Origin of the sequence: Cellulomonas sp. NPDC058312, from assembly GCF_042880135.1 — a bacterium.
Lineage (GTDB): Bacteria > Actinomycetota > Actinomycetes > Actinomycetales > Cellulomonadaceae > Cellulomonas.
In genome coordinates this window covers 200,714-222,480 of record NZ_JBHVZE010000006.1, presented here as the reverse complement: position 1 = coordinate 222,480, position 21,767 = coordinate 200,714, and the positions used below count along the sequence as shown (strand labels likewise).

Sequence of the window (21,767 nt, the reverse complement as noted above, 5' to 3'; positions counted from 1 at the left end):
TCATGCCTCCGACTGGCGGGTACGGGGATCGAGGACCGCGTAGGCGACGTCCGCCAGGATGTTGGCGATCAGGACGGCCAGCACGATCACCAGGAACCCGCCCTGCATCAGCGCGTAGTCCTTGGCGTTCGTGGCGTCGAGCAGCATCTTGCCGACGCCGGGGTAGGAGAAGACCTGCTCGACGATGATCGCGCCGCCGACGATGAAGCCGATGGACAGGGCGAACGACTGGATCTGCGGCAGGACGGCGTTGCGTGCGGCGTAGCGCCACAGCACGCGCCGGTTCGGCAGGCCCTTGGCCTGCGCCACGGTGACGTAGTCCTCGTCGAGGACGGTGAGCATCATGTTGCGCATCCCGAGCATCCAGCCGCCCAGCGAGGCGACGACGATCGTGGCGAGCGGCAGCGCGCCGTGCCGGACCACCTGCCCGAGGAACTCCGCCGTCAGGCCGGGCGTGGTGCCGATCCCGTAGGCCTTGCCGATCGGGAACCAGCCGAGCGTGACGGCGAACACCGAGATCGCCATCAACCCGATCCAGAAGTACGGGACGGTCGACAGGAACGTGGTGATCGGGATGAGGGCGTCGAGCCGGGACCCGCGCCGCCAGCCGACGACCGCGCCCCCGACGGTGCCGATCAGGAACGAGCACACGGTCGCCATCCCGATCAGGCCGACGGTCCACGGCAGCGCGTTCGCGATGACCTGGCCGACCGGCTGCAGTCCGTGCGTGATGGCGACGCCGAGGTCGCCGCGGGCCAGCATCGCCAGGTAGTCCACGTACTGCTGCCCCAGCGTCCGGTCGGAGTCCAGGCCGAGCAGGGCACGCAGCGCGTCGGCCGCCTCCGGGGACATCCCGCGGTTGCGGGCGAGGTAGCTGTCGACGGCGTCGCCCTTCATCAGGCGGGGCACGAAGAAGTTCAGGGTGATCGCGGCCCACAGCGTGAACAGGTAGAACGCGACGCGCCGGCCGATGAACCGCCACGGGGCTCGCGCGCGGGCCGGCGTGGTCCGGGTCGCGGTGGTCCCGTCGGCGACCACGTCGGCCGGGGGGCTGCTGGTCGTGGTCATCGCGCACCTCCGGCGCTGTCGGCGAAGAAGCGCTCGGGGTCCGGGGACGCCTCGCGGAGCGCGCGGGTGTACGGGTGCCGCGGGCGCAGGATGACGTCGTCGGCGGAGCCGTGCTCGACGATCCGTCCCTGGTTGAGCACGATGATCTCGTCCGAGAAGTACCGGGCGGTGGCGAGGTCGTGGGTGATGTAGAGCACCCCGAGCCCGTCCTGCGCCTGGATGTCGGACAGCAGGGCGAGCACGCCCATCCGCAGCGACACGTCGAGCATCGAGACCGGCTCGTCCGCGACGAGCAGGGCCGGGCGCGGGGCCAGGGCCCGGGCGATGGCGACCCGCTGGCGCTGGCCGCCGGACAGCTCGTGGGGCCGGCGGTCGACGACGGCGTCGGCGTCGAGCTGCACCCTGGCCAGCAGGCGGTGCACCTCGGCGTCGACCTGCTCGGGCGGCACGACCCCGGAGAGCGCGAGCGGGCGCTCGATGTGGTGGCGGATCGAGTGGTACGGGTTCAGCGACGCGAACGGGTCCTGGAAGACCATGCGCAGCTGCTGGCGGTAGGCGCGCAGCGCCGCGCCCCGGGTCGGGACCGGACGGCCGTCGAGGAGCACCTGCCCGCTGGTGGGCCGCTCCATCTGGGTGAGGATCTTGGCGACCGTCGACTTGCCGGAGCCGGACTGGCCCACCATGCCGATGGTCTGCCCGCTCGTGAGCGCGAACGACACGTCCGCCAGGGCGTCGACCGACCCGGCGCCGCGGACGCGGTAGGTCTTGGAGACGCCGCGGAGCTCGATCGCAGTCACGAGGCCGCCCCCCGCTCGGCCGTCAGGCGGGGGAAGGACGACAGCAGGGTCCGGGTGTACTCGTGCTGCGGCCGGAACCAGATGTGCTCCGCGGTGTCGATCTCGACGATCCTCCCGGCGCGCATGACCGCGATGCGGTCGGAGATCTCCAGCAGCAGCGGCAGGTCGTGGGTGATGAACACGACCGAGAACCCGAACGCCTCCCGCAGGCCGGTGATCTCCCGCAGGATCTCGCGCTGCACCAGGACGTCCAGCGCCGTCGTCGGCTCGTCCATGACCACGAGCTGCGGGCGCAGGGCGAGCGCCATCGCGATCATGATGCGCTGGCGCATCCCGCCGGACAGCTCGTGGGGGTAGCTCTTGATGCGCGCCGCCCCGACCTTGACGATCTCGAGCAGCTCGACGACCGCGGCGGTGCGTGCGGCCCGGGACATCGCGGGCCGGTGCACCTCGAAGACGTCGGCGAGCTGGGCGCCGACCGTCGCCACCGGGTTCAGGGCGCTCATCGCCCCCTGGAACACCATCGAGATCTTGTCCCACCGGAACGCGCGCATCGCGTCGGCGTCCAGGGCGAGGAGGTCGAGGTCGCTGCCGTCGGCGTCGTGCCAGGTGACGGACCCGCCGGGGATGACGGCCGGGGGCTTGAGCAGGCGCTGGACGCCGTAGGCGAGGGTGGTCTTGCCGCAGCCGGACTCGCCGGCGAGCCCGAGGACCTCGCCCCGGTGGACGGTGAGGGACACGTCCCTGACCGCGTCCACGGGTGCGGCGGTCTCGTACCGGACCGAGAAGTCCCTCACCGACAGGAGGGGGTCGCTCATCTGGGTATCTCCTTGCACGAGGGGTGCCGGGGGCGGCGGGCGCCGCCCCCGGCACGGGGTCACTCGACGGGCTCGAGGGTGCTCAGGACGAGGGCGACCTCGGCCTGGGTCGGGTCGGCCGAGGCGTAGGCGTCCTGCTCGGTGGGCCAGCCGGTGTAGCTGCGCTCGTTGAACAGGCCCAGCAGCGGGTGCGAGCCGAGCGGGATCGCCGGGACGTCCCGGACGAACGCCTCCTGCAGGGTCGTCATCGCGGCTGCACGGTCGGCGTCGTTGTCGGTGCTCGCATACGTGTTCAGCGCGGCGTCGACCTCCGGGTTGCTGTACCGCCCGAAGTTGAAGTCGGCCCGCTCCTCGCCGGTCTCGGGGTCCGGCGTGATCCAGCGGGTGCCCATGATGGAGTCGTAGACGCCCCAGGCGCCCTCGCCGTCGAGCCAGTGGATGATCGCGTCGAAGTCGCCGGTCTTGCGGGCCTCGTCCCAGCCGCCCCAGTCGGGCTGCTCGATCGTGACCTCGATGCCGAGCTCCTTCATCTGCTCCGAGAGCAGCGCCTGCTCGGTGTTCCAGTCGGTCCACCCGGCGGGGACCGAGATCGCGAAGGTGACCGGCTCGCCGTCCGGGTCCACGAGCGCGTCGCCGACACCCGTGTAGCCGGCGTCCGTGAGGATGGCCGTCGCCTTGTCGAGGTCGACCTCGTAGGTCTGCCCCGCGAGCTCGTCGACGACGTCCTGCTCCAGCGACGGGCCGAGGCCGGTCACCGAGTCCACGACGGCCGAGGCGCCCTCCCGCGCGATCTCGACGTAGGCGTCGCGGTCGACGGTCCAGGCGAGCGCCTCGCGCAGCGCGACGTCGTCGAACGGCTTGCGGTTGAGGTTGAGGAACAGCGTCCCGGCACCGGCGGTCGGGGTGACCAGGTAGCGGTTGGCCGGGTCCTTGTCGAGGAAGGTCTCCTGGACCTGCGGCAGGAACGCCTGCGCCCAGTCCGCCTCGCCGGTCGCCAGCGCGGTCGCCAGGGCGGAGTTGTCGCCGTAGGAGACGTAGTGCAGCTCCGGGACCGCGAGCTCGCCGTCCCAGTAGTCCGGGTTGGCGGTGAGCGTCACCGACTCCGTCGACCAGCTGGACAGGACGTACGGGCCGGTGCCGATCGCCTCGCCCTCGCCGGTGAGCGCGGCGGTCGAGGGGTCGTCGATGCCGTCCCAGATGTGCATCGGGACGATCGGGACGTGCAGCACCGTGCTGCGCTTGACGAACTTGGAGTTGCCGAACTTCAGCGTCGCGGAGTCGCCGTCGACGTCGGCGCCCAGGTAGTCGAGCGCGGCGGTGTCGGTGAGCCGGCCGTCGAGGTACATGTCGAAGGTGCCGACGATGTCGTCGATGGTGAACGGCTCGCCGTCCTGCCAGGTCACCCCGTCCCGGGCGGTGACCGTGAGCTCGGTGTAGTCCGCGTTCCACTCCACGCTCGACGCCAGACGGGGCGTGACCACGGTCGGGTCGGCGGTGTTGACCAGCGCCATCGTCTCGAACATCGCGTAGCGGTAGCCGTACATGCTGGCCGAGCTGTCGCCCAGGAACGGGTTGTTCGACTCGGTGGTGATCGCACCGTCCGGCTTGGCGATGGTCAGGGCGGCACCGCCCCCGCCGGACGAGGTGCTCCCTCCCCCGCCCGAGGCTCCGGAGCATGCCGTCAGCGCCAGCGCGGCGGCCACGCCGAGCGCGATCGCCGGGAACTTCACCCTCATGGTTTCTCCTTTGAAACGAGGCGCCCGCACGGTCACCTCTGAGGTCGCGCCGCATCGTCGCGATCGCGCTGGCGTGAGGTTACTACACTGTCAGTAAGTGAAATCCAGCCCCCGGGCGAAGCCGTGATGAAGTCGTGACCCCGGCGGCCTCGGCCGCCGTCGGCGCCGCTAGGGTGGCCGCACGCCGAGGGGCGCGCGGAACGAGGATGCGAGGAACGGATGAGCACGGAGAGGCGCGTGCCACGGGCCCGGCCGGAGACCCTGGCCAAGCGCACCGAGATCCTGCGCGCCGCCACGGCCACCTTCGGCGCGAAGGGGTACAACCGGGGCCCGCTCACCGAGATCGCCGACCAGGTCGGCATGACGCACGCCGGGATCCTGCACCACTTCGGGTCCAAGGACCAGCTGCTGCTGGAGGTGCTGCGCTACCGCGACGAGACCGACGTCGCCGGGCTCGCGAACCAGCGGATCCCGGACGGCATCGAGCTGTTCCGGCACCTGGTGCGGACCGCGTTCGCGAACGAGCACCGCTCCGGGATCGTCCAGGCCTACGCCGTGCTGTCCGCCGAGTCCGTGACCGACGACCACCCCGGCCGCCCCTACTTCGAGGACCGGTACCGCACCCTGCGCCGCGAGATCCGCGACGCCTTCACCCGGGTCTGCGCCGAGCGGGGCATGACGGTCCCGGAGACGGTCGACCGCGCGGCGGCCGGCATCCTCGCCGTGATGGACGGCCTGCAGGTCCAGTGGCTGCTGGCACCCGACGACGTCGAGCTCGCCGAGGCGAGCGCGTTCGCCATCGACGCCCTGGTCAGAGCCGTGATCGACCCCGCGCCCTCCGCGCTCGGCGACGCCACCGGCTGACGTCGCCCGCCGGGTCGGGAACAACGCGGCCCTCCCGGACGTCGTTGAGGCATGACCGCACCGACGCCCTCCGACGGCACCGGCCCCGCGCCGGCCGACGCCGGCACCGACGACCTCGCCGCCGAGATCGCCGCGGGCGAGCGCACCGACACCGGCGCGCACCGGTTCCTCGCCCGTCTGCGGGAGCGGCTGGACAGCCGGCCCTGGCTGCGGCTGACCTACAAGGTCGTGGTGACGGTCGTCGGCTCGACTGTGGTGCTCGCGGGCATCGCGATGCTGGTGCTGCCCGGGCCCGGGTGGCTCGCGATCTTCCTCGGGCTCGGCATCCTCGGGACCGAGTTCGCGGTGATCCAGCGCTTCAACCACCGGCTCAAGGCGATGGTGCTGCGGTACTGGCACGCGTTCCGCGAGCGCCGCGCCGCGCGGGCCCGTCGCCGCGACGCCGCCGCCTGACTCAGGCGGCGCCGGCCTCGTTGCCGCAGGCCTCGGCGGGGTCGACGACCGGGTTCTGCGCCTCGAGCCGGTTCTCCGGGTCGAGCGCGCCCAGGACCGCGAGCGCGATGGCGTCCAGCTGCTCGACCTGCTCCGGCGTCAGCCGGTCGACCACCAGGCGGCGGACCTCGGCCACGTGGGTCGGGGCCGTCGCGACCACCTTCGCCCAGCCCGCGTCGGTCAGCTGCGCGAGCGTCGCGCGCCGGTCGTCGGTCGAGCGGGTGCGGGTGAGCAGGCCGCGGGCCTCGAGGCGCGCGGCGACGTGCGACAGCCGCGGCAGGGTGGCGTTGGTGCTGGACGCGAGCCCGCTCATCCGCAGGGTGCGGTCCGGGGCCTCGGACAGCTTGGCGAGCACGAGGTACTCGTAGTGCGAGAGGTCCGCGTCGCGCTGCAGCTGCTGGTCGAGCGCGGCGGGCAGCAGCTCGGCCACGGCCTCCAGGCGCATCCAGGCCTGGAGCTCGCGCGCGGACAGCCAGCGGGGGTCGTCGGTCATGGGGACCATCGTAGCGTTGGTTGACGCTTCAACCTAGACCGGCTATGTTCAGTTGTAGCGACAACTTCTGCCGCGTCATCCCAGTCGAGGAGCAGGACATGACCAGCATCACGATCATCGGAGCGGGCAACATCGGCGGCGCGGTCGCGCGCCTCGCCCTCAAGGCCGGCGCCGCCGTGCAGGTGCTCACCCGCGACGCCGCGAAGGCCGCCGCCGTCGACCCCGCCGTCACCGCCGGCACCATCGGCGACGCCGTCACCGGCGACGTCGTCGTGCTCGCCCTCCCCTACCCCGCGGTGAGCGAGGTCCTCGCGCAGTACCCCGACGGGCTCGCCGGGCGCGTCGTCGTCGACGTGACCAACCCGCTCGACTTCGCCACCTTCGACTCCCTCGTCGTCCCGGCCGGCTCGTCCGCCGCCGCCGAGATCGCCGCCGCCCTGCCGCAGGCCCGCGTCCTCAAGGCGTTCAACACGAACTTCGCCGCGACCCTCGCCACCGGCACCGTCGGCACCACCCCGACCACCGTGCTGATCTCGGGCGACGACGCCGACGCCAAGGCCGCGCTGGCCGGCGTCGTCGAGGGCGGGGGCCTGCGCGCGGTCGACGCCGGCTCGCTGAAGCGGGCGCACGAGCTCGAGGCCCTCGGGTTCCTCCAGCTCACGCTCGCCGCCGGGGAGAAGACGTCCTGGACCACCGGGTTCGCGCTGGAGCGGTGACGATGACGCTGACGATCGACCCCGCGGTGGTCCGGCACGCCGGCAGCACCACCGCGGGGTCGCCCGTGCTCGTGCTGCTGCACGGGTACGGCTCCCACGAGGGCGACCTGCTCGGGCTCGCCCCGCACCTGCCCGCCGACCTGCGGCTGGTCGCGCCGCGCGGGCCGCTCACCGGCGGGCCCGGGTTCGCCTGGGCGCCGGTCACCGTGCCCGGCCGGCCCGACCCCGCCGCCGTGCGGGACGCCGCGGACGCGCTGCTCACGTGGCTCGACGCGACCGTCCCCGCGGGCACGCCCGTCGGGCTCCTCGGGTTCTCCCAGGGCGGGCTGATGGTGACGCAGCTGCTCCGGACCCGGCCCGAGCGGTTCGCCGCCGGCGTGGTGCTGTCCGGGTTCGCCCTCGACACCGACGAGCCCGGCGACGCGGACCTGGCCGCCCGCGCGGTCCCGGTCCTGCTGGGCCACGGCGACGCCGACCCCGTGATCCCCGCCGACGCCACCGCCCGCACGGCCACGTGGCTCGCCGCGCACACCGTCCTGGAGCACCACGTCTACCCGGCCCTCGGCCACGCGATCATCCCGCCGGAGCTGGCGCACGTCGCGTCCTTCCTCACCCGCACCCTGCGCTGACCCGCGTCGGTCGCGCTCCCGAGGTCGAGGGTTTCAGCCGAGGTCGAGGGTCTCGGCCCCCGCCCCGGACCGAAACCCTCGACCTCGGCTGCCGCCATCCCCCGGGGAGGGGAGTATTCGCGTGACCGGGGGGTGTGGGGGGTGGGAGATTCGGATCCACCGCGGTGAGTCCCGGGGCCCGGCCAGGTCCCTCCCCAGCAGCACGGAACGGACCACCCACCATGCACCCCACGCTCACGTTCGACCTGATCCAGGCCGACCACCGCGACCGCATCGAGACCGCTCGCCTGCTGTCCCGGCACGCCGCCCGGCGCGCCGCGGCCAGACCGGTGCCCGAGACCCGTGGTCGACCCCCGGAACGCGTCCCGCGGCCCCGCCCCCGGCTCCTGCTGGTGGCGGCCTCCGCGGTCGGCGCCATCCGGTGACCCGCCGCGACGAGCGGCACCGCACGACCCCGGCCGGCAGCACGACCGCCGGCCCCTGCGCCCGCCGGACCCGCGTCCGGCGGGCGCAGCCGTACCCTGGGCCGGTGAGCACTGTGAACCCCGGGACCCCCGGCAGCGACCGCATCGTCTGGATCGACTGCGAGATGACCGGCCTCGACCGCGAGGCCGACGCCCTCGTGGAGGTCGCCGCCGTCGTCACCGACTCCGAGCTGAACGTGCTCGGCGAGGGCGTCGACGTCATCATCGCGCCCCCCGCCGAGGCGCTGGAGCAGATGGGCGACTTCGTCCGCACGATGCACACCACCTCGGGCCTGCTCGACGAGCTGGCCGCGGGCACCACCCTGGAGGACGCGCAGGCCCAGGTGCTCGCGTACATCCGCGCGTGGGTGCCGGACGCGGGCAAGGCGCCGCTCGCCGGCAACTCGGTGGGCACCGACAAGGTGTTCCTCGACCGCGACATGCCCGAGCTGGTCGAGCACCTGCACTACCGGATCATCGACGTGTCCTCCATCAAGGAGCTCGCGCGTCGCTGGTACCCGCGAGTGTACTTCGCGTCGCCGAAGAAGGACGGCGGGCACCGTGCGCTCGCCGACATCCTCGAGAGCATCGACGAGCTCCGGTACTACCGGGCGGCCCTGCTGGTGCCCCAGCCCGGCCCCGACAGCAAGGCCGCGAAGGCCGTCGCGGAGCAGGTCGTCGCGACCTCCGTGGCCGCCGCGCACCGGTCCGGGACGCCCGCGTCCTGAGGACCCCCGCGGAGCCGGTATGCTTGTCGACGGCCCCGGAGGTTTCAGGGTCGTGGTGGCTATAGCTCAGGTGGTAGAGCGCCTGGTTGTGGTCCAGGAGGTCGCGGGTTCAAGTCCCGTTAGCCACCCCAGCAGAGCAGGCGCCGTACCCCTCGGGTACGGCGCCTGCTCTCGTCGTGGGGTCAGGCGCCCGTGAAGTAGATGCTCTCGTTCGCCGTGTTGGACGCGATCCACAGACCGCCGGGCACCTGGTCGGCCGGCACGGACAGGCAGGTCGCCGCCGTCACGGAGCCGCCGTCCTCGAACACCGGGCCGGACATCCACATCTCGTTCTCGGACACGCAGCCCGTCCCCGACGCCGCGGTGTAGACCACCCCGTCCGCGCCGAGGTACTCGAGGATCACGGACAGCCCCGGGTCCGCGCCGTCCGTCGCGATGTCGATGCCCTGCCCGGCGAGCCGCTCGCCGCTGACCGTGATGGTGAACGTCCCGACGATGAACGCCTCCCCCGGCTGCGGCCCGGGGAGCCCCGGCTTGGCCGCCGTGATCGCCGCGGCGGCGTCCGGGTCCGTGCCGTCGAGCCGCACGGTGAACGCCGACTGCGTCGAGATCGGTGCGGACTCGCCGACACCGAGCGGGTCCTGCTGGGTGCCCGCCGCCGCGACCTCGGGCTCCGGGGCCGGCGTCGTGGGCGTGGCCGAGGGCCGGGTGCTCGCCGCGGACGTGGGGCGGGGCTTCTCGACGGTGCTCCCGGCGGACGAGGAGCCGGCGCCGCACGCAGCGAGCGCGAGGACCACCGCCCCGGTCGCGATCGTCGTGCCGAGCCGTCGTGGCGTTCTCACTGCTGGTCTCCTCCTGGTGCCCGGGCACGACTGCGCCCGCGGCTGTCGGTGCGGTGGGTGCGACCGCGCGGGTCGCCCCCGGGGCATCGGCAGATCGCCCCGGGGACTGAACAGGACCGTGGGGTCAGAGGCGGCGGGTGATCGCGTCCGCGAACCGGTCGACGGCCTCGGGGGCCTGCGCGAAGAAGAACGACGGCTCGATGAGCTCGAGCTCGAGGACCACCGGGTTGCCCGCGTCGTCCGGGATCAGGTCGACCCGGGTGTAGGCCAGCGGCTGCTCGACGCCCTGGATGAGCTCCGGCAGCGCGTCGACGACCCGCTGCCCGACGGCGAGCTCGGCCTCGGAGGCCTCACGCGACGTCATGACCTCCTCCTTGTAGAGCACGCCCTCGGAGTCGCCCTCGCGGTAGGGGCCCTCGAGCAGCGGGGCCTTGCGCACGGTGTGGCTGAGCTGCCCGTCGAAGTAGACCAGCGCGGTCTCCCCCACCGTGTCGACCTGCTTGAGGTACCGCTGCACCATGACGTGGCGGTTCTCCTCGAGCAGGTGCTTCACGTGGGTGATCGCGAGCGCGCGCGACGGGGTCTGGCCCGCGTCGTACCGGCCGGTGTCGCGGGAGCCGGCGCTGACCGTCGGCTTGATGACGAAGTCGCCGAACGCGGGGAAGCGGGTGTGGATCGCGCGGGCGTTGAAGTTGCGCGCGGGGTCCATCCAGATCGTCGGGACGATCGGCAGGCCGACGGCCTCCATCGCGCGCTGGTACGTCTTGTCGATGTTCCAGGTGAGGACCTGCGCGGGGTTGATGAGCCGGGAGGACTGGCTGACGCGCTGCGCCCACCAGCGGAAGTCGCGGGGCCGCTCGGTGTAGTCCCAGGTGGAGCGGACGACGACGGCGTCGTACGACGACCAGTCGACGTCGGGGGCGTTCCACACCGGGGTCTCGACCTCGATCCCGCGGGCCTGGAGCGCCGCGACGAGCGGGGCGTCGTCGGGGTCGAGGTCCGGCAGGGCGGCGCAGGTGGCGAGGGCGAGGCGAGTGGTCACCCTCGGCAGACTACCCACGCACCTCGGCGGCGGGCTCGGGAGCACGGTCCGCGGGGGGCGCGTCGGCCTCGGGCCCGGTCTGCTGCGCGGCGTCCACGAGCCGGTGCAGCGCCGCGAGCAGGCCCGCGGAGTCGAGCTCGCCGACGACCTGGCCGTCCGCGTGCACCGGCACGCGCCCCGACGGCTCGGCGGCGAGGGCGGCGAACGCGGCGTCGAGCGGGTCGCCGACCTGCAACGGTGCGCCGGGCTGCACCGGCTCGCCCACCTGCGCCCGCTCGCCCGCCTGCGCCCGCTCGCCCGCCGGGGCTGCCGAGCCCGGGGCCCGCAGGTCCCGCCGGTCCACGGTGCCGAGCGCGAGCAGCCGCACGGCCGCGCCGTGCCCGACCAGGTCCGCCACGGCCGGGCTCGCGGGGTCCGCGAGAAGCCGCACCGGGTCGGACAGCTGCTCGAGCCGCCCGCCGCGGCTGAACACCGCCACCCGGTCCCCGAGCCGGACGGCCTCGTCGACGTCGTGGGTGACGAGCATCACGGTGGTGCCGAGCTCGCGCTGGATCCGGGCGAACTCGGTCTGCAGGCGGCGCCGGCCCACCGGGTCGACCGCGCCGAACGGCTCGTCCATGAGCAGCACGGGCGGGTTGGTCGCCAGCGCACGGGCGACGCCCACGCGCTGGCGCTCGCCGCCGGACAGCTCGTGCGGGTAGCGGCGGGCGTACCGCCCGGGCTCGAGCCCGACGAGCTCCAGCAGCTCGCCGACCCGCGACCGGGTGCGGGCGCGGTCCCAGCCGAGCAGCCGCGGCACGGTGGCGACGTTCTGCTCGACCGTGCGGTGCGGGAACAGGCCCACGTTCTGGATGACGTAGCCGATCCGGCGGCGCAGGCCCACCGCGTCGACGTCGGTCACGTCGTCGCCGTCGAGGAAGATGCGGCCCGACGTGGGCTCGACCAGCCGGTTCGCCATCCGCAGCGTCGTGGACTTGCCGCACCCCGAGGGGCCGACGAGCGCGAGCAGCTCGTGCTCCCGCACGTCGAGCGACAGGTCGCCGACGGCCACCGTCCCGTCGGCGTACGCCTTGCGCACGTGGTCGAACCTGATCGCCGTCGCCATCCGACGACCGTACCCAAGCGGTCCGACACCCGCCCGCGCACCGGACGGCCTGCGGCTGTCGGAGGTCGGCGGTAGCGTCCGTGCGGTGATGAGCCCCGCGAGCGTCGGCGACCCGGCCGCCAACCCCTGGCTGTCCTGGGACTACGTCCAGCGCAACTGGGCCGACATCTCCCGCGCGCTCGAGCAGCACGCGACGCTGACGGTGCAGGCGGTGCTGATCGCCTGCCTGATCGCGATCCCGCTGGGGATGCTCGCGCACCTGCGACCCCGGCTCGCCGCGCCGATCGTCGGCACCACCGGGGTGCTCTACACGGTGCCCTCGCTGGCGCTGTTCACCGTGCTCGTGCCGTGGACGGGCATCGGCCGCACGCCGGTGCTCGTCGGCCTGGTGGTCTACGCCCTGCTGGTGCTGGTGCGGAACGTGCTGGTCGGCCTCGGCGGCGTGGACGAGAGCGTGCGGGACGCGGCACGGGGGCTCGGCTACGGCCGGCTGCGGCTGCTCCTGACGGTCGAGCTGCCGAACGCCGTCCCCGCGATCGTCGCCGGGATCCGCCTGGCCACCGTGACCACCGTGGCGCTCGTCACGGTCGGCGTCGTCGTCGGCTACGGCGGGCTCGGCAACCTGATGTTCCGCGGGTTCCGGAACAACAAGTACCACGCGGAGATCCTCACGGCGACGCTGCTGTGCCTGGCGCTCGCGCTGGTGCTCGACCTGCTGCTGTGGCTCGTCGGGCGCGCGGTCACGCCGTGGGCCCGCCGCGGACGGGAGGCCTGAGACGTGGACGTCCTGACCGAGGCCCTCACCTGGCTCAACGACCCGCTGAACTGGACGGGGCGGCGCGGTGTGATCGCCCTCAGCGTCGAGCACCTGCGGCTGAGCGCGCTGGCCGTGCTGCTCGCGGCCGCGGTCGCCCTGCCCCTGGGCACCTGGCTAGGCCACCGGCGGCGCGGCGGCGTCGTCACGGTCGTGCTCGCGAACACCTCGCGCGCGCTGCCGACGTTCGCGGTGCTGACGATCTTCGCCTCGACGGGTCTGTTCGGGGCGACGGCCACCGTGCTCGCCGTCGCCGTGTTCGCGGTGCCGCCGATCCTCACCAACACGTTCACGGGGCTGATGGAGGTCGACGCCGACGTCCGCGACGCCGCCCGCGGGGTCGGCATGTCCGGCGGCCGGTCGCTCGCGCTGGTCGAGCTCCCGCTCGCGCTGCCGCTGATCGGCGCGGGCCTGCGCACCGCCACGACCCAGGTGCTGGCGACCGTGCCGCTGGCCGCGCTCGTGGGCGGGACCAGCCTCGGCTCGGTGATCGTGCAGGGCATGGCGCTGCAGCGCTACGGGCAGGTCGTCGCGGGGGCGGTGCTGGTCGCCGCGCTCTGCCTCGTCGTCGAGGGCGTGCTGGCCGGCGTGCAGCACCTGCTCACCCCGGCCCCGATGCGGGCCCACGCGGACCGTCGGCGCGCCCGCGCTGCCCGCCGCGCGTCCGACGAGCCGGTCGCCGCGCCCTCATGACCCGTCGTGAGCCCTCATGACCCGTCGTGACCCGATCGTGACCCGCGCACGGGCCCGTACCGGTTGCCGACCGGGGGCGACGCCGGTCGAATGTTCCGCGCGACCGCTCGACCCGACGGCGCGCCGCGCCCGCCCGCGCACGTGCCCGCACCGCACCGCAGCGGCCCCACCCCCGACCCGCACCTGACCCCGACCCGGCCCCGCCGTCGACCCGAAGGACCTGAACCCATGCGCAGCACCCGCCGTCTGACCGTCCCCGCCGCCGCGGCGGGGCTCCTGCTCGTGCTGGCCGCGTGCGGCGACCCGGGATCCGGCGGAGGCAGCGCCGACCCGACCGCCGCCGACGCCGGCGGGGGCACCGTCTGCGAGCCCGTCGCCGGCGACCAGCTGGTCGTCCTCGACGACGACCAGGGCCTGCAGAACGCCGACAACATCATCCCCGCCGTGAACGCCGCCGCCGCGGCCGCCGACCCGGCCCTGGTGCCGCTGCTCGACGGCGTGTCCGCCGCGCTCGACACGGACAAGCTCATCCAGCTGAACAAGGCGGTCGACATCGACCGGCAGACGTCCACCGAGGCCGCCGAGCAGTTCGTGGCCGACGAGTCGCTCGCCGCCGACGACGCCTCCGTCGGCGCCGGCAAGAGCGTCGTGATCGGCGCCGCCAACTTCTCCGAGAGCGCCACGCTCAGCGAGATCTACGCGGCCGTGCTGCGCTCCGCCGGCTACACCGCCGAGGTCCAGACCATCGGCAACCGCGAGACCTACCTGCCGGCCCTCCAGTCCGGCCAGATCACGCTGACCCCGGAGTACGCGGCCACGCTGGCCGAGTTCCTCAACACCCAGGCGAACGGCCCGGACGCCGAGCCGGTCGCCAGCGGTGACCCCGACGCCACCGTCGCGGCGCTCACCACGCTGGGCGCCGACGCGGACCTGACCTTCGGCGCGGTCTCCGCGGCGCAGGACCAGAACGCCTTCGCGGTCACCTCGGCCTTCGCCGAGGAGCACGACGTCAGCACCCTGTCCGACCTCGCGACCGCGTGCGACGGCGGCGTCGTCCTGGCCGGCCCGGCCGAGTGCCCCGAGCGCCCGTTCTGCCAGATCGGCCTCGAGGAGACCTACGGCATCACGGTCTCGGAGTTCGCGTCCTACGACTTCGGCCTGATCGGTGACGCGGTCCGCTCGGGCGAGGCGTCCATCGGCCTCGTCCTGTCGAGCGACGGCTCGCTCGCCAGCTGACACCCGGCACGACGAAGGGGGCCGGTCCGCGCGGACCGGCCCCCTTCGTCGTCCCCACGGCTAGAGGCCCGCGGTCTCCAGGAGGCGCAGCCAGACCTCGCTCACCGTCGGGTAGGCCGGCACCGCGTGCCACAGCCGGTCCAGCGGGACCTCCCCGACGACCGCGAACGTCGCGGCCTGCAGCAGCTCGGCGGCGTCGGGCCCGGTGAACGTCGCGCCCACGACGACGCCGCGGTCCTCGTCCAGCACGACCTGCGCGGTGCCCGCGTACCCGTCGGCCGCGACGGACGCGCCCGCGACGTCGCCGATCGCGTACGACACCGTGCGCACCGGCAGCCCGGCGTCGCGCGCCTCCTGCTCGGTCCGGCCGACCCACGCGACCTCGGGCCGGGAGAACACGACCTGCGGGACCGCGGCGTGGTCGGCGGTGGCGCGGTAGCGGGTCCAGTCGGCCGCGTCCCGCTCGGCCGCCGCTGCCCCGGCGGCGCCCTCGGCCTCCGGGTCGGAGAACCGCGCGGCCACGACGTCGCCCACCACGCGGGCGTCGTACTTGCCCTGGTGGGTCGTCGCCGTGCGTCCGGTGACGTCCCCGACGGCGAACAGCCAGTCCCCGTCGGCGCCGGTGACCTGGAGCGCGTCGTCGACCTCCAGCGGCGCGCCGGCCTCGAGCCCGAGCACGTCCAGCCCGAGGTCCGCCGTCCGCGGCCGGCGGCCCGTCGCGACCAGCACCTCGTCGGCGTGCACCTCGCCGGGGCCCTGCGGCCCGTCGACCGTCAGGTGCACCCCGTCGGCGTCCCGCACCACCCGCGTCGCGGAGGTCCCGAACCGCACGTCCACGCCGAGCTCCCGCAGCCCCGCGGCGACCTCCTCCGCGGCGAACGGCTCCGCCTGGGTCAGCAGCCGGTCCCCGCGCACCAGCAGCGTCACCTCGGCGCCGAGGTCCCGGTACGCGACCGCCATCTCCACCCCGACGACCCCGCCGCCGAGGACCGCCAGCCGGGCCGGCACCTCCTCGACCGCGGTGGCCTCCCGCGACGTCCACGGCTGCGCCTCGGCGAGGCCGTCGACGGGCGGGACCACCGGCTCGCTGCCGGTCGCCACGACCACGGCGTGCCGGGCGATCACCCGTGTCGCGCCGGCGTCCGAGGTGACCAGCAGCTCCTTGGGCCCGGTGAACCGCGCCGAGCCGCGGACCAGGGCGATGCCCGCGGAGTCGAGCCACGCGACCTGGCCGTGGTCGTCCCAGTGCGAGGTGAACACGTCGCGCCGGGCGAGCACCGCTGCGGGGTCCAGGGTGCCCTGGACGAGCTCGGCCGCACCCGGCACCGCCCGCGCCGCCGCGAGCACGGCCCCGGGACGCAGGAGCGCCTTGGAGGGCATGCAGGCCCAGTAGGAGCACTCACCGCCGACGAGCTCGTGCTCGACGACCGCGACCGACAGCCCGAGGCGGCCCGCGCGGTCCGCGGCGTTCTCCCCCACGGCCCCCGCGCCGATCACGACGACGTCGTACGTCACCGTCTCCTCGCCGCCGCTGTGCTGGGTGCGCTCGGTCATGTCCTCGCTCCGTTCGTCGGTGGGCCGCGGTGGGCGGTGGCACCATCGTGACCCCCCGCAGCGCACGCGGCAGGTCGACGCGAGGACCGGCGCCGTCACTCCACCGGGACTTGAAGGCTGCGTCGTCGGCAGGCTTTCAGGTGAATTGAGGCGTTCTGCGGCCCTCGACCCGGGTGAAAACGGACGTTCCGGGTGCTGAGGGCCGGAAACGGGTGGGACCTTGGGTCCTATGAACACCGACCTCTGGCGCGTCGACGTCACGGACGCCGACATCCGCCTCGCGAAGCGCGCGTGGACCGCCGCCCGCGACGGCGACGCCACCGACGCCGAGGTCGACCGCCGGTACGAGGACCTGCGCCGGCTCGTCAGCGCGCAGGCGCAGCAGATCGCCGACGAGGTCCGCGCCCGCGCGGCGGCGTCCCGGCGCACGCTCGACGCGGACTGACCGGCTCCCGGCTCCCGGCTCCCGGCTCCCGCGCTGCCGGCTCCCGCCGCCGACCTCGAGACAGGGCCTCCGCCCCGAGACAGGGCACCTGAAGGTCCTGTCTCGGCGCGGAGGCCCTGTCTCGGCGTGACCGCTCAGTAGCGGAACCGCGTCACCTGGCCCCGCAGGTCCTCGGACATCCGGGCGAGCTCCGCGACGGCGCTGCCCATCTGGTTGAGGGTCTGGGACGACTCCGCGGCTGCCGACGCCACGCCGGTGATGTTCGTGGCGATCTCCCCGGACCCGGTCGCGGCCTCCGCCACGGACCGCGACATCTCCGTGGTGGTCGCGGTCTGCTCCTCGACCGCCGAGGCGATCGTCAGCTGGTAGTCGTTGATGCTCGCGATGATGTGGCTGATCTCGCCGATCGCGACGACAGCGGCCCCGGTGTCGGCCTGGATCGCCTCGACGCGGCGGACGATGTCCTCCGTCGCCTTCGCCGTCTCCTGGGCCAGCTCCTTGACCTCGCCCGCGACGACGGCGAAGCCCTTGCCCGCCTCCCCGGCGCGGGCGGCCTCGATCGTGGCGTTCAGCGCCAGCAGGTTCGTCTGCTCCGCGATGGACGTGATCGCCTTGACCACGTTGCCGATCTCCTGCGACGACTCGCCCAGGCGGGTCACCTGGTCGTTGGTCGCGGCGGCGACGTCGGTGGCCTGACCGGCGACCTTCGCGGCCTGGGAGGCGTTCTGCGCGATCTCCCGGATCGACGCGCCCATCTCCTCCGCGCCGGCCGCGACGGTCTGCACGTTGCGGGACACCTGCTCCGCGGCGGCGGCCACGACACCGGCCTGGGCGGAGGTCTCGTCCGAGCCCGCGACCACCTGGTGGGAGGCGGCCGACAGCTCCTCAGCCGCTGCGGCGACGGTCTGCGAGGTCTCGACGACCCCGCTCATCAGCGCCCGCAGCGAGGCCTGGGCGTCGTTGAGCGAGCCGGCCATCCGGCCCAGCTCGTCGCGCGACTGCAGGTCCACCGCGACCGTCAGGTCGCCGTCCCCCATCGCCTCGACCGTCTGCTGGACCCGACCGAGGTCGCGGACGATCCGGCGGACCAGGACGATCCCGAGCACGGCGGCCAGCACGGCGCCGACCACGCCGATCCCGATCATCTGCATGCTGGCGGCCGACGCACCGGCGGACGCGTCCGCCACCCCGTCCTGCGCGTTGGCGGAGACCGAGTCGGTCAGCGCCTGCATCGCGTCGCCGATCTCCGTGGTGATGCCGCGCACCTCGTCGGCGTAGGCCGTGTGGTACGCCGTCGCGCCCTGGTCGGCGAGCGGCTGGATGTCGGACGCCGCCGCCTGGTAGCGGCCGTAGGCGTCCTGGAGCGCCGCGTAGGCGTCGTCGTCCAGCACGTAGGGGCCGTAGGCGGTGATGTTCTCCAGCGCGTCCGCGTCGAACCCGGAGCGCTGCTCGTCGATCTCCGCGCGGTCGGCGGCGTCGACCATCCCGTACTCGAGCACCCGCGCGCGGCTCGCCTGGAACCAGCGCTGCGTGTTCACCAGATAGGTCTGCGGCTCGATGGCCTCGCGGCCGAGCGTGTCGATGGACGTCTGCAGCCCGCTCAGCCGGGCGATCCCGAGGGACGCGACGGCGACGACCACCAGGACCAGGACGCCGAGCACCGCGCCGATGCGTGCGCCGATGGGCAGGTCCGAGATGATCCGGCGGCCACGGGGCGCCGGGGTGGCACCGGGTGCGGGCATGGGGGAACTCCGTCCGTGTGGGGTGGGGTGCGGGCGCGTCCGTGCCGCCCACCGTGGAATCGGCCGCGCGCCCGCACCGGTGAGAAACCGACCGGGTGAAAGGTATGACCTCAACCGGCGCGCTGGACGGGCCGCGGAACGGGCCGCGCGCGCCTAGGTTGCCGGTATGGCGCGGGACATGACGGACGTCGAGCTCGACGACGCCCCGGCGGACGGCCCCGACGCCGGCAGCGCCGGCAGGGACCGGCACGTCGCCGGGTCCGGGGACGCGACCGCCGCCCGCCGGGCCGCCGTCGGGCGCGTCCTGCGCCGCTGGGGCCCCGCCGTCGCCGTCGTGCTGGTCGGTCTGATCGGCTGGCAGCTCGTGGCGGGGGCCCGCGAGCGCGCGGTCGCCGAGCGGCACCGCACGGTCCCGGGCGTCGTCGGCACCACCGTGACCCCGCCGCTCGACGCGACCGCGTGGGGCGACCCGGGTGTCTCGCTGCTGCTCCGCGCCGGCGTCCCCGTGGGCGAGGACCGCGTCGTCGGCGTCACCGCCGACGCGGGCGGCGCCCTGCGGACCGTCGTGCTCCTCGACGTGGCGACCGGGTCCGAGCACTGGCGCACCACCCTGCCGGCCCCGGCCGGGAGCGGCGGCGAGGCCGTCTCGTGCGAGGTGGACGCCGAGCCGGCGCGGCGCGTGTGGTGCACCACCACGGACGGCGATGCGCCCGCGCCACCGACCACGACCCTGATCGGGCTGGACGTCGGCACCGGCGCGGTGGTCGCCCGGCGCACGGTGCCCTCGGGCGCGGTGGCGACGGTGGCCGGCGACCTGCTCGTCACGGCCGTCTCCGTCCCGGGGGTCGTGGACCTCGTCGCGACACCGTTGACCCCGTCCGACGCGGAGCGGACCTCGGACGACCCCGCGACGACCGCGGACGGCCCGGCCTGGACCCGGCGCCTCACCCCCTCCGACCCCACGGCCGCGACGGCCGGCCGGTCGCTGACCCGGGTGGGCGACCGCCTGCTGCTGCGGGACCTGGGGCGGGAGTGGGTGCTGGACCCCGAGGACGGTCGGGTCGAGGCCGAGGGCCAGTCCCTGGAGCAGGGTCGGGGCGGCCGGCTCCTGGACGTGCGGGGCAGCAGCGGCACCGGGCTGCTGGGCTCCGACGGTGGCGGCACCGCGCAGGCGGAGGGCACGCCGCTGGTCGTCCACCCCGACGACGGCAGCGCCCCCGACGTCGAGCTCCTGATCCGCCGGGACGGGACGCCCCGGGGTCTGCTCCGTGGGGTGGACGCCACGACCGGCGCGGTGTTGTGGGAGCACCCGGGCCCGCACCCGTCCGCGCTGTTCCTCGTCCTGCTGGACGGGGTGCTCTACGGCGACGACGGCGACGCGGTCTGGGCCCGCGACGCGCGCACCGGCGCCGAGCGCTGGCGCACGCCCACGGGGTCGGCGCCGGTGTCCACGCTGATGACCGACGGCGTCCGCCTGCTGCGGTCCGAGCTGGACCCGGACGGCGAGGGGGTGCGGCTCGTCGGCTACGACCTGGCGGACGGCACCCGGGCGTGGGCGACACCGCTGCCCGGTGGCGTCCGCGACCTGTGGGTCGCACCCTGGGTGCCGGGCGGGCCGCTGCTCGGCCGCACCGAGGACGGCGTGCTGTCGTCGCTGCGGTGACCGCGACGGCGGTGCCCGGATGACCCAGACCCGGACGACGCAGGCCCCCGCCGGGCGGAACCGGTCGGGGGCCTGCGTGCTGGTGCGCCATCAGGGACTCGAACCCCGAACCCGCTGATTAAGAGTCAGCTGCTCTGCCAATTGAGCTAATGGCGCGCGACGCAGAACGTTAGCACCGTCGGAGGGGTGCTCGCGACGTCGGTCGGCCCGGCGGCGTGCGGCGGCCCCGAGGACGACGCGGGGCCAGGGGACGACGCAGGCCCCCGCCGGCGTGAACCGGTCGAGGGCCTGCGTGCTGGTGCGCCATCAGGGACTCGAACCCCGAACCCGCTGATTAAGAGTCAGCTGCTCTGCCAATTGAGCTAATGGCGCGCGGTTGAGAACGCTAGCACCGCCGGGCCGCCGGAGGCGAATCCGCGGCGACGTGGGCGTCCTCACACCGAGCGGGCGGTGGCGCAGGTCACACCGCCCGTCAGGCGCCGTGCGGGTCGTCCGTCGCGTCCGGGTCGGCGGGCGCGTCGTCCTCGGCCACGACGTCCCCGCCGGCGGCGTCACGTCGTGCGCCCTGCTCCCCCGGGGCCGCCGCGTCGTCACCCTCCCACCAGGCGTCGTCCGGCAGCCCCTCGGCCTGCAGGATCGCCTCCGAGCGCGGCTCCGCCACGGCCAGGTCGGCCAGCAGCGTGAGCGGCACGTGCTCGGCCAGCAGCCCCATCACGGCCGCGGCGTCCTCGCGCCCCGGCACCCGGCCCTCGTCGTCGGCCGTCGTCGTCTCGTCGCCCATCACGGCCTCCCCGGATCGTTCCTGCCGACCAGCAGACCACCCGTCCGGAGCGGGCGCAACAGAGCACGCCGAGGGCGAACGCGGCGCCCTCAGAGGTACAGACCGGTCCCCTGGCTGCCCTCACGCGGAGCCGCGACCGCGTGCACGTCCTTCTCCCGGAGCAGCAGGTAGGTGCGGGCCTCCAGCTCGACCTCCGCGCGCTCGTCGGGGTCGAACAGCACCCGGTCGCCGAGCGCCACCTGCCGCACGTGCTGCCCCGCCGCGACGACGGTGCCCCAGGTCAGGCGCTTGCCGACGGCCGCGGTCGCCGGGATGACGATGCCCGCGCTCGACCGGCGCTCGGCGGCGTCCCCGTCGAGCTCGACGAGGAGGCGGTCGTTGAGCATCCGGATCGGGAGCTCGGGTCGGTCGGCGCGGTCGGCGCGGCTGGGGGTCTCGGGGCTGCTCACACCACCGGACGCTACCGGTCGCGGGCGGACACGCACCGGCCGCGCGTCGTACGCTGACCGCGCTCGTCCGCCCGCCTCCGTCCCGCACCCGCAGGAGACCCGCATGCCCCGTCTCGCCGTCGGCGACACCGCTCCCGACTTCACGCTCCCGACCGCCGACGGCGGCTCGGTGACGCTCTCGGACCTGCGGGGCGAGCACGTGGTCGTGTACTTCTACCCCGCGGCCGGCACGCCGGGCTGCACCAAGCAGGCCTGCGACTTCCGCGACTCCCTCGCCTCGCTGCAGGGCCACGGCTACCGGGTCGTCGGGGTGTCCCCGGACGGCGTCGACAAGCTCGCGGCGTTCGCGCGCGCCGAGGAGCTGACGTTCCCGCTCGCCTCCGACACCGACAAGGGCGTGCTGGAGGCGTGGGGCGCCTGGGGCGAGAAGTCGAGCTACGGCCGCACGGTCACCGGCGTGATCCGGTCCACGGTGGTCGTCGCGCCCGACGGCACCGTCGAGCTCGCGCAGTACAACGTCAAGGCCACCGGGCACGTCGCCAAGCTGCGCCGCGACCTCGGCATCGACTGACGACCCGACCGCGCCGACCGTCCAG

At 74.4% G+C, this 21,767-nt stretch carries 24 protein-coding genes and 3 tRNA genes; 13 read left to right on the top strand and 14 right to left on the bottom strand.

Annotated features, from left to right (window positions below; genetic code table 11):
- The 4 genes from ACFVXN_RS17505 to ACFVXN_RS17490 are packed head-to-tail and all read right to left on the bottom strand — an operon-like array spanning window position 1 to window position 4,419.
- Window positions 1-1,068 (bottom strand): ABC transporter permease, encoded by a 1,068-nt coding sequence (locus ACFVXN_RS17505; RefSeq protein WP_389235434.1) that lies wholly within the window; start codon window positions 1,066-1,068, stop codon window positions 1-3.
- The gene (locus ACFVXN_RS17500; RefSeq protein ID WP_389235431.1) at window positions 1,065-1,865 is read right to left on the bottom strand and encodes an ABC transporter ATP-binding protein; all 801 of its coding nucleotides are present in this window, start codon (window positions 1,863-1,865) and stop codon (window positions 1,065-1,067) included. Before ACFVXN_RS17500 ends, ACFVXN_RS17505 begins: the two co-directional genes overlap by 4 nt.
- Window positions 1,862-2,683, bottom strand: coding sequence for an ABC transporter ATP-binding protein (locus tag ACFVXN_RS17495; RefSeq protein ID WP_389235428.1), 822 nt, complete (start codon window positions 2,681-2,683; stop codon window positions 1,862-1,864). The genes ACFVXN_RS17500 and ACFVXN_RS17495 overlap by 4 nt, the downstream gene beginning before the upstream one ends.
- Window positions 2,684-2,742: 59 nt before the next feature.
- Window positions 2,743-4,419, bottom strand: a complete 1,677-nt coding sequence (locus ACFVXN_RS17490; protein ID WP_389235425.1) for an ABC transporter substrate-binding protein — start codon at window positions 4,417-4,419, stop codon at window positions 2,743-2,745.
- 219 nt (window positions 4,420-4,638) lie between these two features.
- On the opposite strand from ACFVXN_RS17490, the gene ACFVXN_RS17485 reads away from it, so the two are divergent.
- Window positions 4,639-5,283: a TetR/AcrR family transcriptional regulator gene (locus tag ACFVXN_RS17485; protein WP_389235422.1), complete on the top strand. Its 645-nt coding sequence runs from the start codon at window positions 4,639-4,641 to the stop codon at window positions 5,281-5,283.
- Window positions 5,284-5,334: 51 nt separating this feature from the next.
- Complete coding sequence (locus ACFVXN_RS17480) at window positions 5,335-5,736, top strand: PGPGW domain-containing protein (RefSeq protein ID WP_389235419.1); 402 nt, start codon at window positions 5,335-5,337, stop codon at window positions 5,734-5,736.
- A 1-nt stretch (window position 5,737) separates the two neighbouring features.
- Here ACFVXN_RS17480 and ACFVXN_RS17475 read toward each other — a convergent pair whose 3' ends face one another.
- Window positions 5,738-6,268, bottom strand: a complete 531-nt coding sequence (locus ACFVXN_RS17475) for a MarR family winged helix-turn-helix transcriptional regulator (protein ID WP_389235416.1) — start codon at window positions 6,266-6,268, stop codon at window positions 5,738-5,740.
- A gap of 98 nt (window positions 6,269-6,366) precedes the next feature.
- On the opposite strand from ACFVXN_RS17475, the gene ACFVXN_RS17470 reads away from it, so the two are divergent.
- The 5 genes from ACFVXN_RS17470 to ACFVXN_RS17450 all read left to right on the top strand — a co-directional run bounded on the left by ACFVXN_RS17470 (window position 6,367) and on the right by ACFVXN_RS17450 (window position 8,936).
- The gene (locus ACFVXN_RS17470; RefSeq protein ID WP_389235413.1) at window positions 6,367-6,984 is read left to right on the top strand and encodes an NADPH-dependent F420 reductase; all 618 of its coding nucleotides are present in this window, start codon (window positions 6,367-6,369) and stop codon (window positions 6,982-6,984) included.
- A gap of 2 nt (window positions 6,985-6,986) precedes the next feature.
- The gene (locus tag ACFVXN_RS17465) at window positions 6,987-7,613 is read left to right on the top strand and encodes an alpha/beta hydrolase (protein ID WP_389235410.1); all 627 of its coding nucleotides are present in this window, start codon (window positions 6,987-6,989) and stop codon (window positions 7,611-7,613) included.
- A 221-nt stretch (window positions 7,614-7,834) separates the two neighbouring features.
- Window positions 7,835-8,038 (top strand): hypothetical protein, encoded by a 204-nt coding sequence (locus ACFVXN_RS17460; protein ID WP_389235407.1) that lies wholly within the window; start codon window positions 7,835-7,837, stop codon window positions 8,036-8,038.
- 104 nt (window positions 8,039-8,142) lie between these two features.
- The gene (gene orn / locus ACFVXN_RS17455) at window positions 8,143-8,805 is read left to right on the top strand and encodes an oligoribonuclease (RefSeq protein ID WP_389235404.1); all 663 of its coding nucleotides are present in this window, start codon (window positions 8,143-8,145) and stop codon (window positions 8,803-8,805) included.
- Window positions 8,806-8,860: 55 nt separating this feature from the next.
- Window positions 8,861-8,936: transfer RNA gene (locus ACFVXN_RS17450), tRNA-His, on the top strand.
- A gap of 51 nt (window positions 8,937-8,987) precedes the next feature.
- On the opposite strand, the gene ACFVXN_RS17445 is transcribed toward ACFVXN_RS17450, so the two are convergent.
- The 3 genes from ACFVXN_RS17445 to ACFVXN_RS17435 all read right to left on the bottom strand — a co-directional run bounded on the left by ACFVXN_RS17445 (window position 8,988) and on the right by ACFVXN_RS17435 (window position 11,794).
- Window positions 8,988-9,647, bottom strand: coding sequence for a hypothetical protein (locus tag ACFVXN_RS17445; protein ID WP_389235401.1), 660 nt, complete (start codon window positions 9,645-9,647; stop codon window positions 8,988-8,990).
- A 124-nt stretch (window positions 9,648-9,771) separates the two neighbouring features.
- Window positions 9,772-10,689: a RimK family alpha-L-glutamate ligase gene (locus ACFVXN_RS17440; RefSeq protein WP_389235398.1), complete on the bottom strand. Its 918-nt coding sequence runs from the start codon at window positions 10,687-10,689 to the stop codon at window positions 9,772-9,774.
- Between the two features lie 10 nt (window positions 10,690-10,699).
- Window positions 10,700-11,794 carry an ABC transporter ATP-binding protein gene (locus tag ACFVXN_RS17435; protein WP_389235395.1) on the bottom strand — a complete coding sequence of 365 codons (1,095 nt, stop codon included), beginning with the start codon at window positions 11,792-11,794 and terminating at the stop codon, window positions 10,700-10,702.
- An 88-nt stretch (window positions 11,795-11,882) separates the two neighbouring features.
- Between ACFVXN_RS17435 and ACFVXN_RS17430 the strand changes: the two genes are divergently transcribed.
- The 3 genes from ACFVXN_RS17430 (at window position 11,883) to ACFVXN_RS17420 (ending at window position 14,537) form a co-directional block, all read left to right on the top strand.
- The gene (locus ACFVXN_RS17430; RefSeq protein WP_389235392.1) at window positions 11,883-12,569 is read left to right on the top strand and encodes an ABC transporter permease; all 687 of its coding nucleotides are present in this window, start codon (window positions 11,883-11,885) and stop codon (window positions 12,567-12,569) included.
- A 3-nt stretch (window positions 12,570-12,572) separates the two neighbouring features.
- Complete coding sequence (locus ACFVXN_RS17425) at window positions 12,573-13,301, top strand: ABC transporter permease (RefSeq protein ID WP_389235389.1); 729 nt, start codon at window positions 12,573-12,575, stop codon at window positions 13,299-13,301.
- 228 nt (window positions 13,302-13,529) lie between these two features.
- On the top strand, window positions 13,530-14,537 hold the full coding sequence (locus tag ACFVXN_RS17420) for a glycine betaine ABC transporter substrate-binding protein (protein ID WP_389235386.1): 1,008 nt from the start codon (window positions 13,530-13,532) through the stop codon (window positions 14,535-14,537).
- 60 nt (window positions 14,538-14,597) lie between these two features.
- On the opposite strand, the gene ACFVXN_RS17415 is transcribed toward ACFVXN_RS17420, so the two are convergent.
- Window positions 14,598-16,091: a dihydrolipoyl dehydrogenase family protein gene (locus tag ACFVXN_RS17415; protein WP_389235383.1), complete on the bottom strand. Its 1,494-nt coding sequence runs from the start codon at window positions 16,089-16,091 to the stop codon at window positions 14,598-14,600.
- Between the two features lie 229 nt (window positions 16,092-16,320).
- Between ACFVXN_RS17415 and ACFVXN_RS17410 the strand changes: the two genes are divergently transcribed.
- Window positions 16,321-16,536: a hypothetical protein gene (locus ACFVXN_RS17410; protein ID WP_389235380.1), complete on the top strand. Its 216-nt coding sequence runs from the start codon at window positions 16,321-16,323 to the stop codon at window positions 16,534-16,536.
- A gap of 134 nt (window positions 16,537-16,670) precedes the next feature.
- Here the strand turns inward: ACFVXN_RS17410 and ACFVXN_RS17405 are convergent, their stop codons facing one another.
- Window positions 16,671-18,278, bottom strand: a complete 1,608-nt coding sequence (locus ACFVXN_RS17405; protein ID WP_389235377.1) for a methyl-accepting chemotaxis protein — start codon at window positions 18,276-18,278, stop codon at window positions 16,671-16,673.
- A 178-nt stretch (window positions 18,279-18,456) separates the two neighbouring features.
- Between ACFVXN_RS17405 and ACFVXN_RS17400 the strand changes: the two genes are divergently transcribed.
- Window positions 18,457-19,941, top strand: a complete 1,485-nt coding sequence (locus ACFVXN_RS17400) for a PQQ-binding-like beta-propeller repeat protein (RefSeq protein ID WP_389235374.1) — start codon at window positions 18,457-18,459, stop codon at window positions 19,939-19,941.
- Window positions 19,942-20,021: 80 nt separating this feature from the next.
- On the opposite strand, the gene ACFVXN_RS17395 is transcribed toward ACFVXN_RS17400, so the two are convergent.
- The 4 genes from ACFVXN_RS17395 to ACFVXN_RS17380 all read right to left on the bottom strand — a co-directional run bounded on the left by ACFVXN_RS17395 (window position 20,022) and on the right by ACFVXN_RS17380 (window position 21,108).
- Window positions 20,022-20,097, bottom strand: a tRNA-Lys gene (locus ACFVXN_RS17395).
- 140 nt (window positions 20,098-20,237) lie between these two features.
- A tRNA-Lys gene (locus tag ACFVXN_RS17390) sits at window positions 20,238-20,313 on the bottom strand.
- A 100-nt stretch (window positions 20,314-20,413) separates the two neighbouring features.
- Window positions 20,414-20,722, bottom strand: coding sequence for a hypothetical protein (locus ACFVXN_RS17385; protein WP_389235371.1), 309 nt, complete (start codon window positions 20,720-20,722; stop codon window positions 20,414-20,416).
- 89 nt (window positions 20,723-20,811) lie between these two features.
- Window positions 20,812-21,108 (bottom strand): GroES family chaperonin, encoded by a 297-nt coding sequence (locus ACFVXN_RS17380; RefSeq protein ID WP_389235536.1) that lies wholly within the window; start codon window positions 21,106-21,108, stop codon window positions 20,812-20,814.
- 166 nt (window positions 21,109-21,274) lie between these two features.
- On the opposite strand from ACFVXN_RS17380, the gene bcp reads away from it, so the two are divergent.
- On the top strand, window positions 21,275-21,742 hold the full coding sequence (gene bcp / locus ACFVXN_RS17375) for a thioredoxin-dependent thiol peroxidase (protein WP_389235368.1): 468 nt from the start codon (window positions 21,275-21,277) through the stop codon (window positions 21,740-21,742).
- Window positions 21,743-21,767 lie beyond the last annotated feature (25 nt).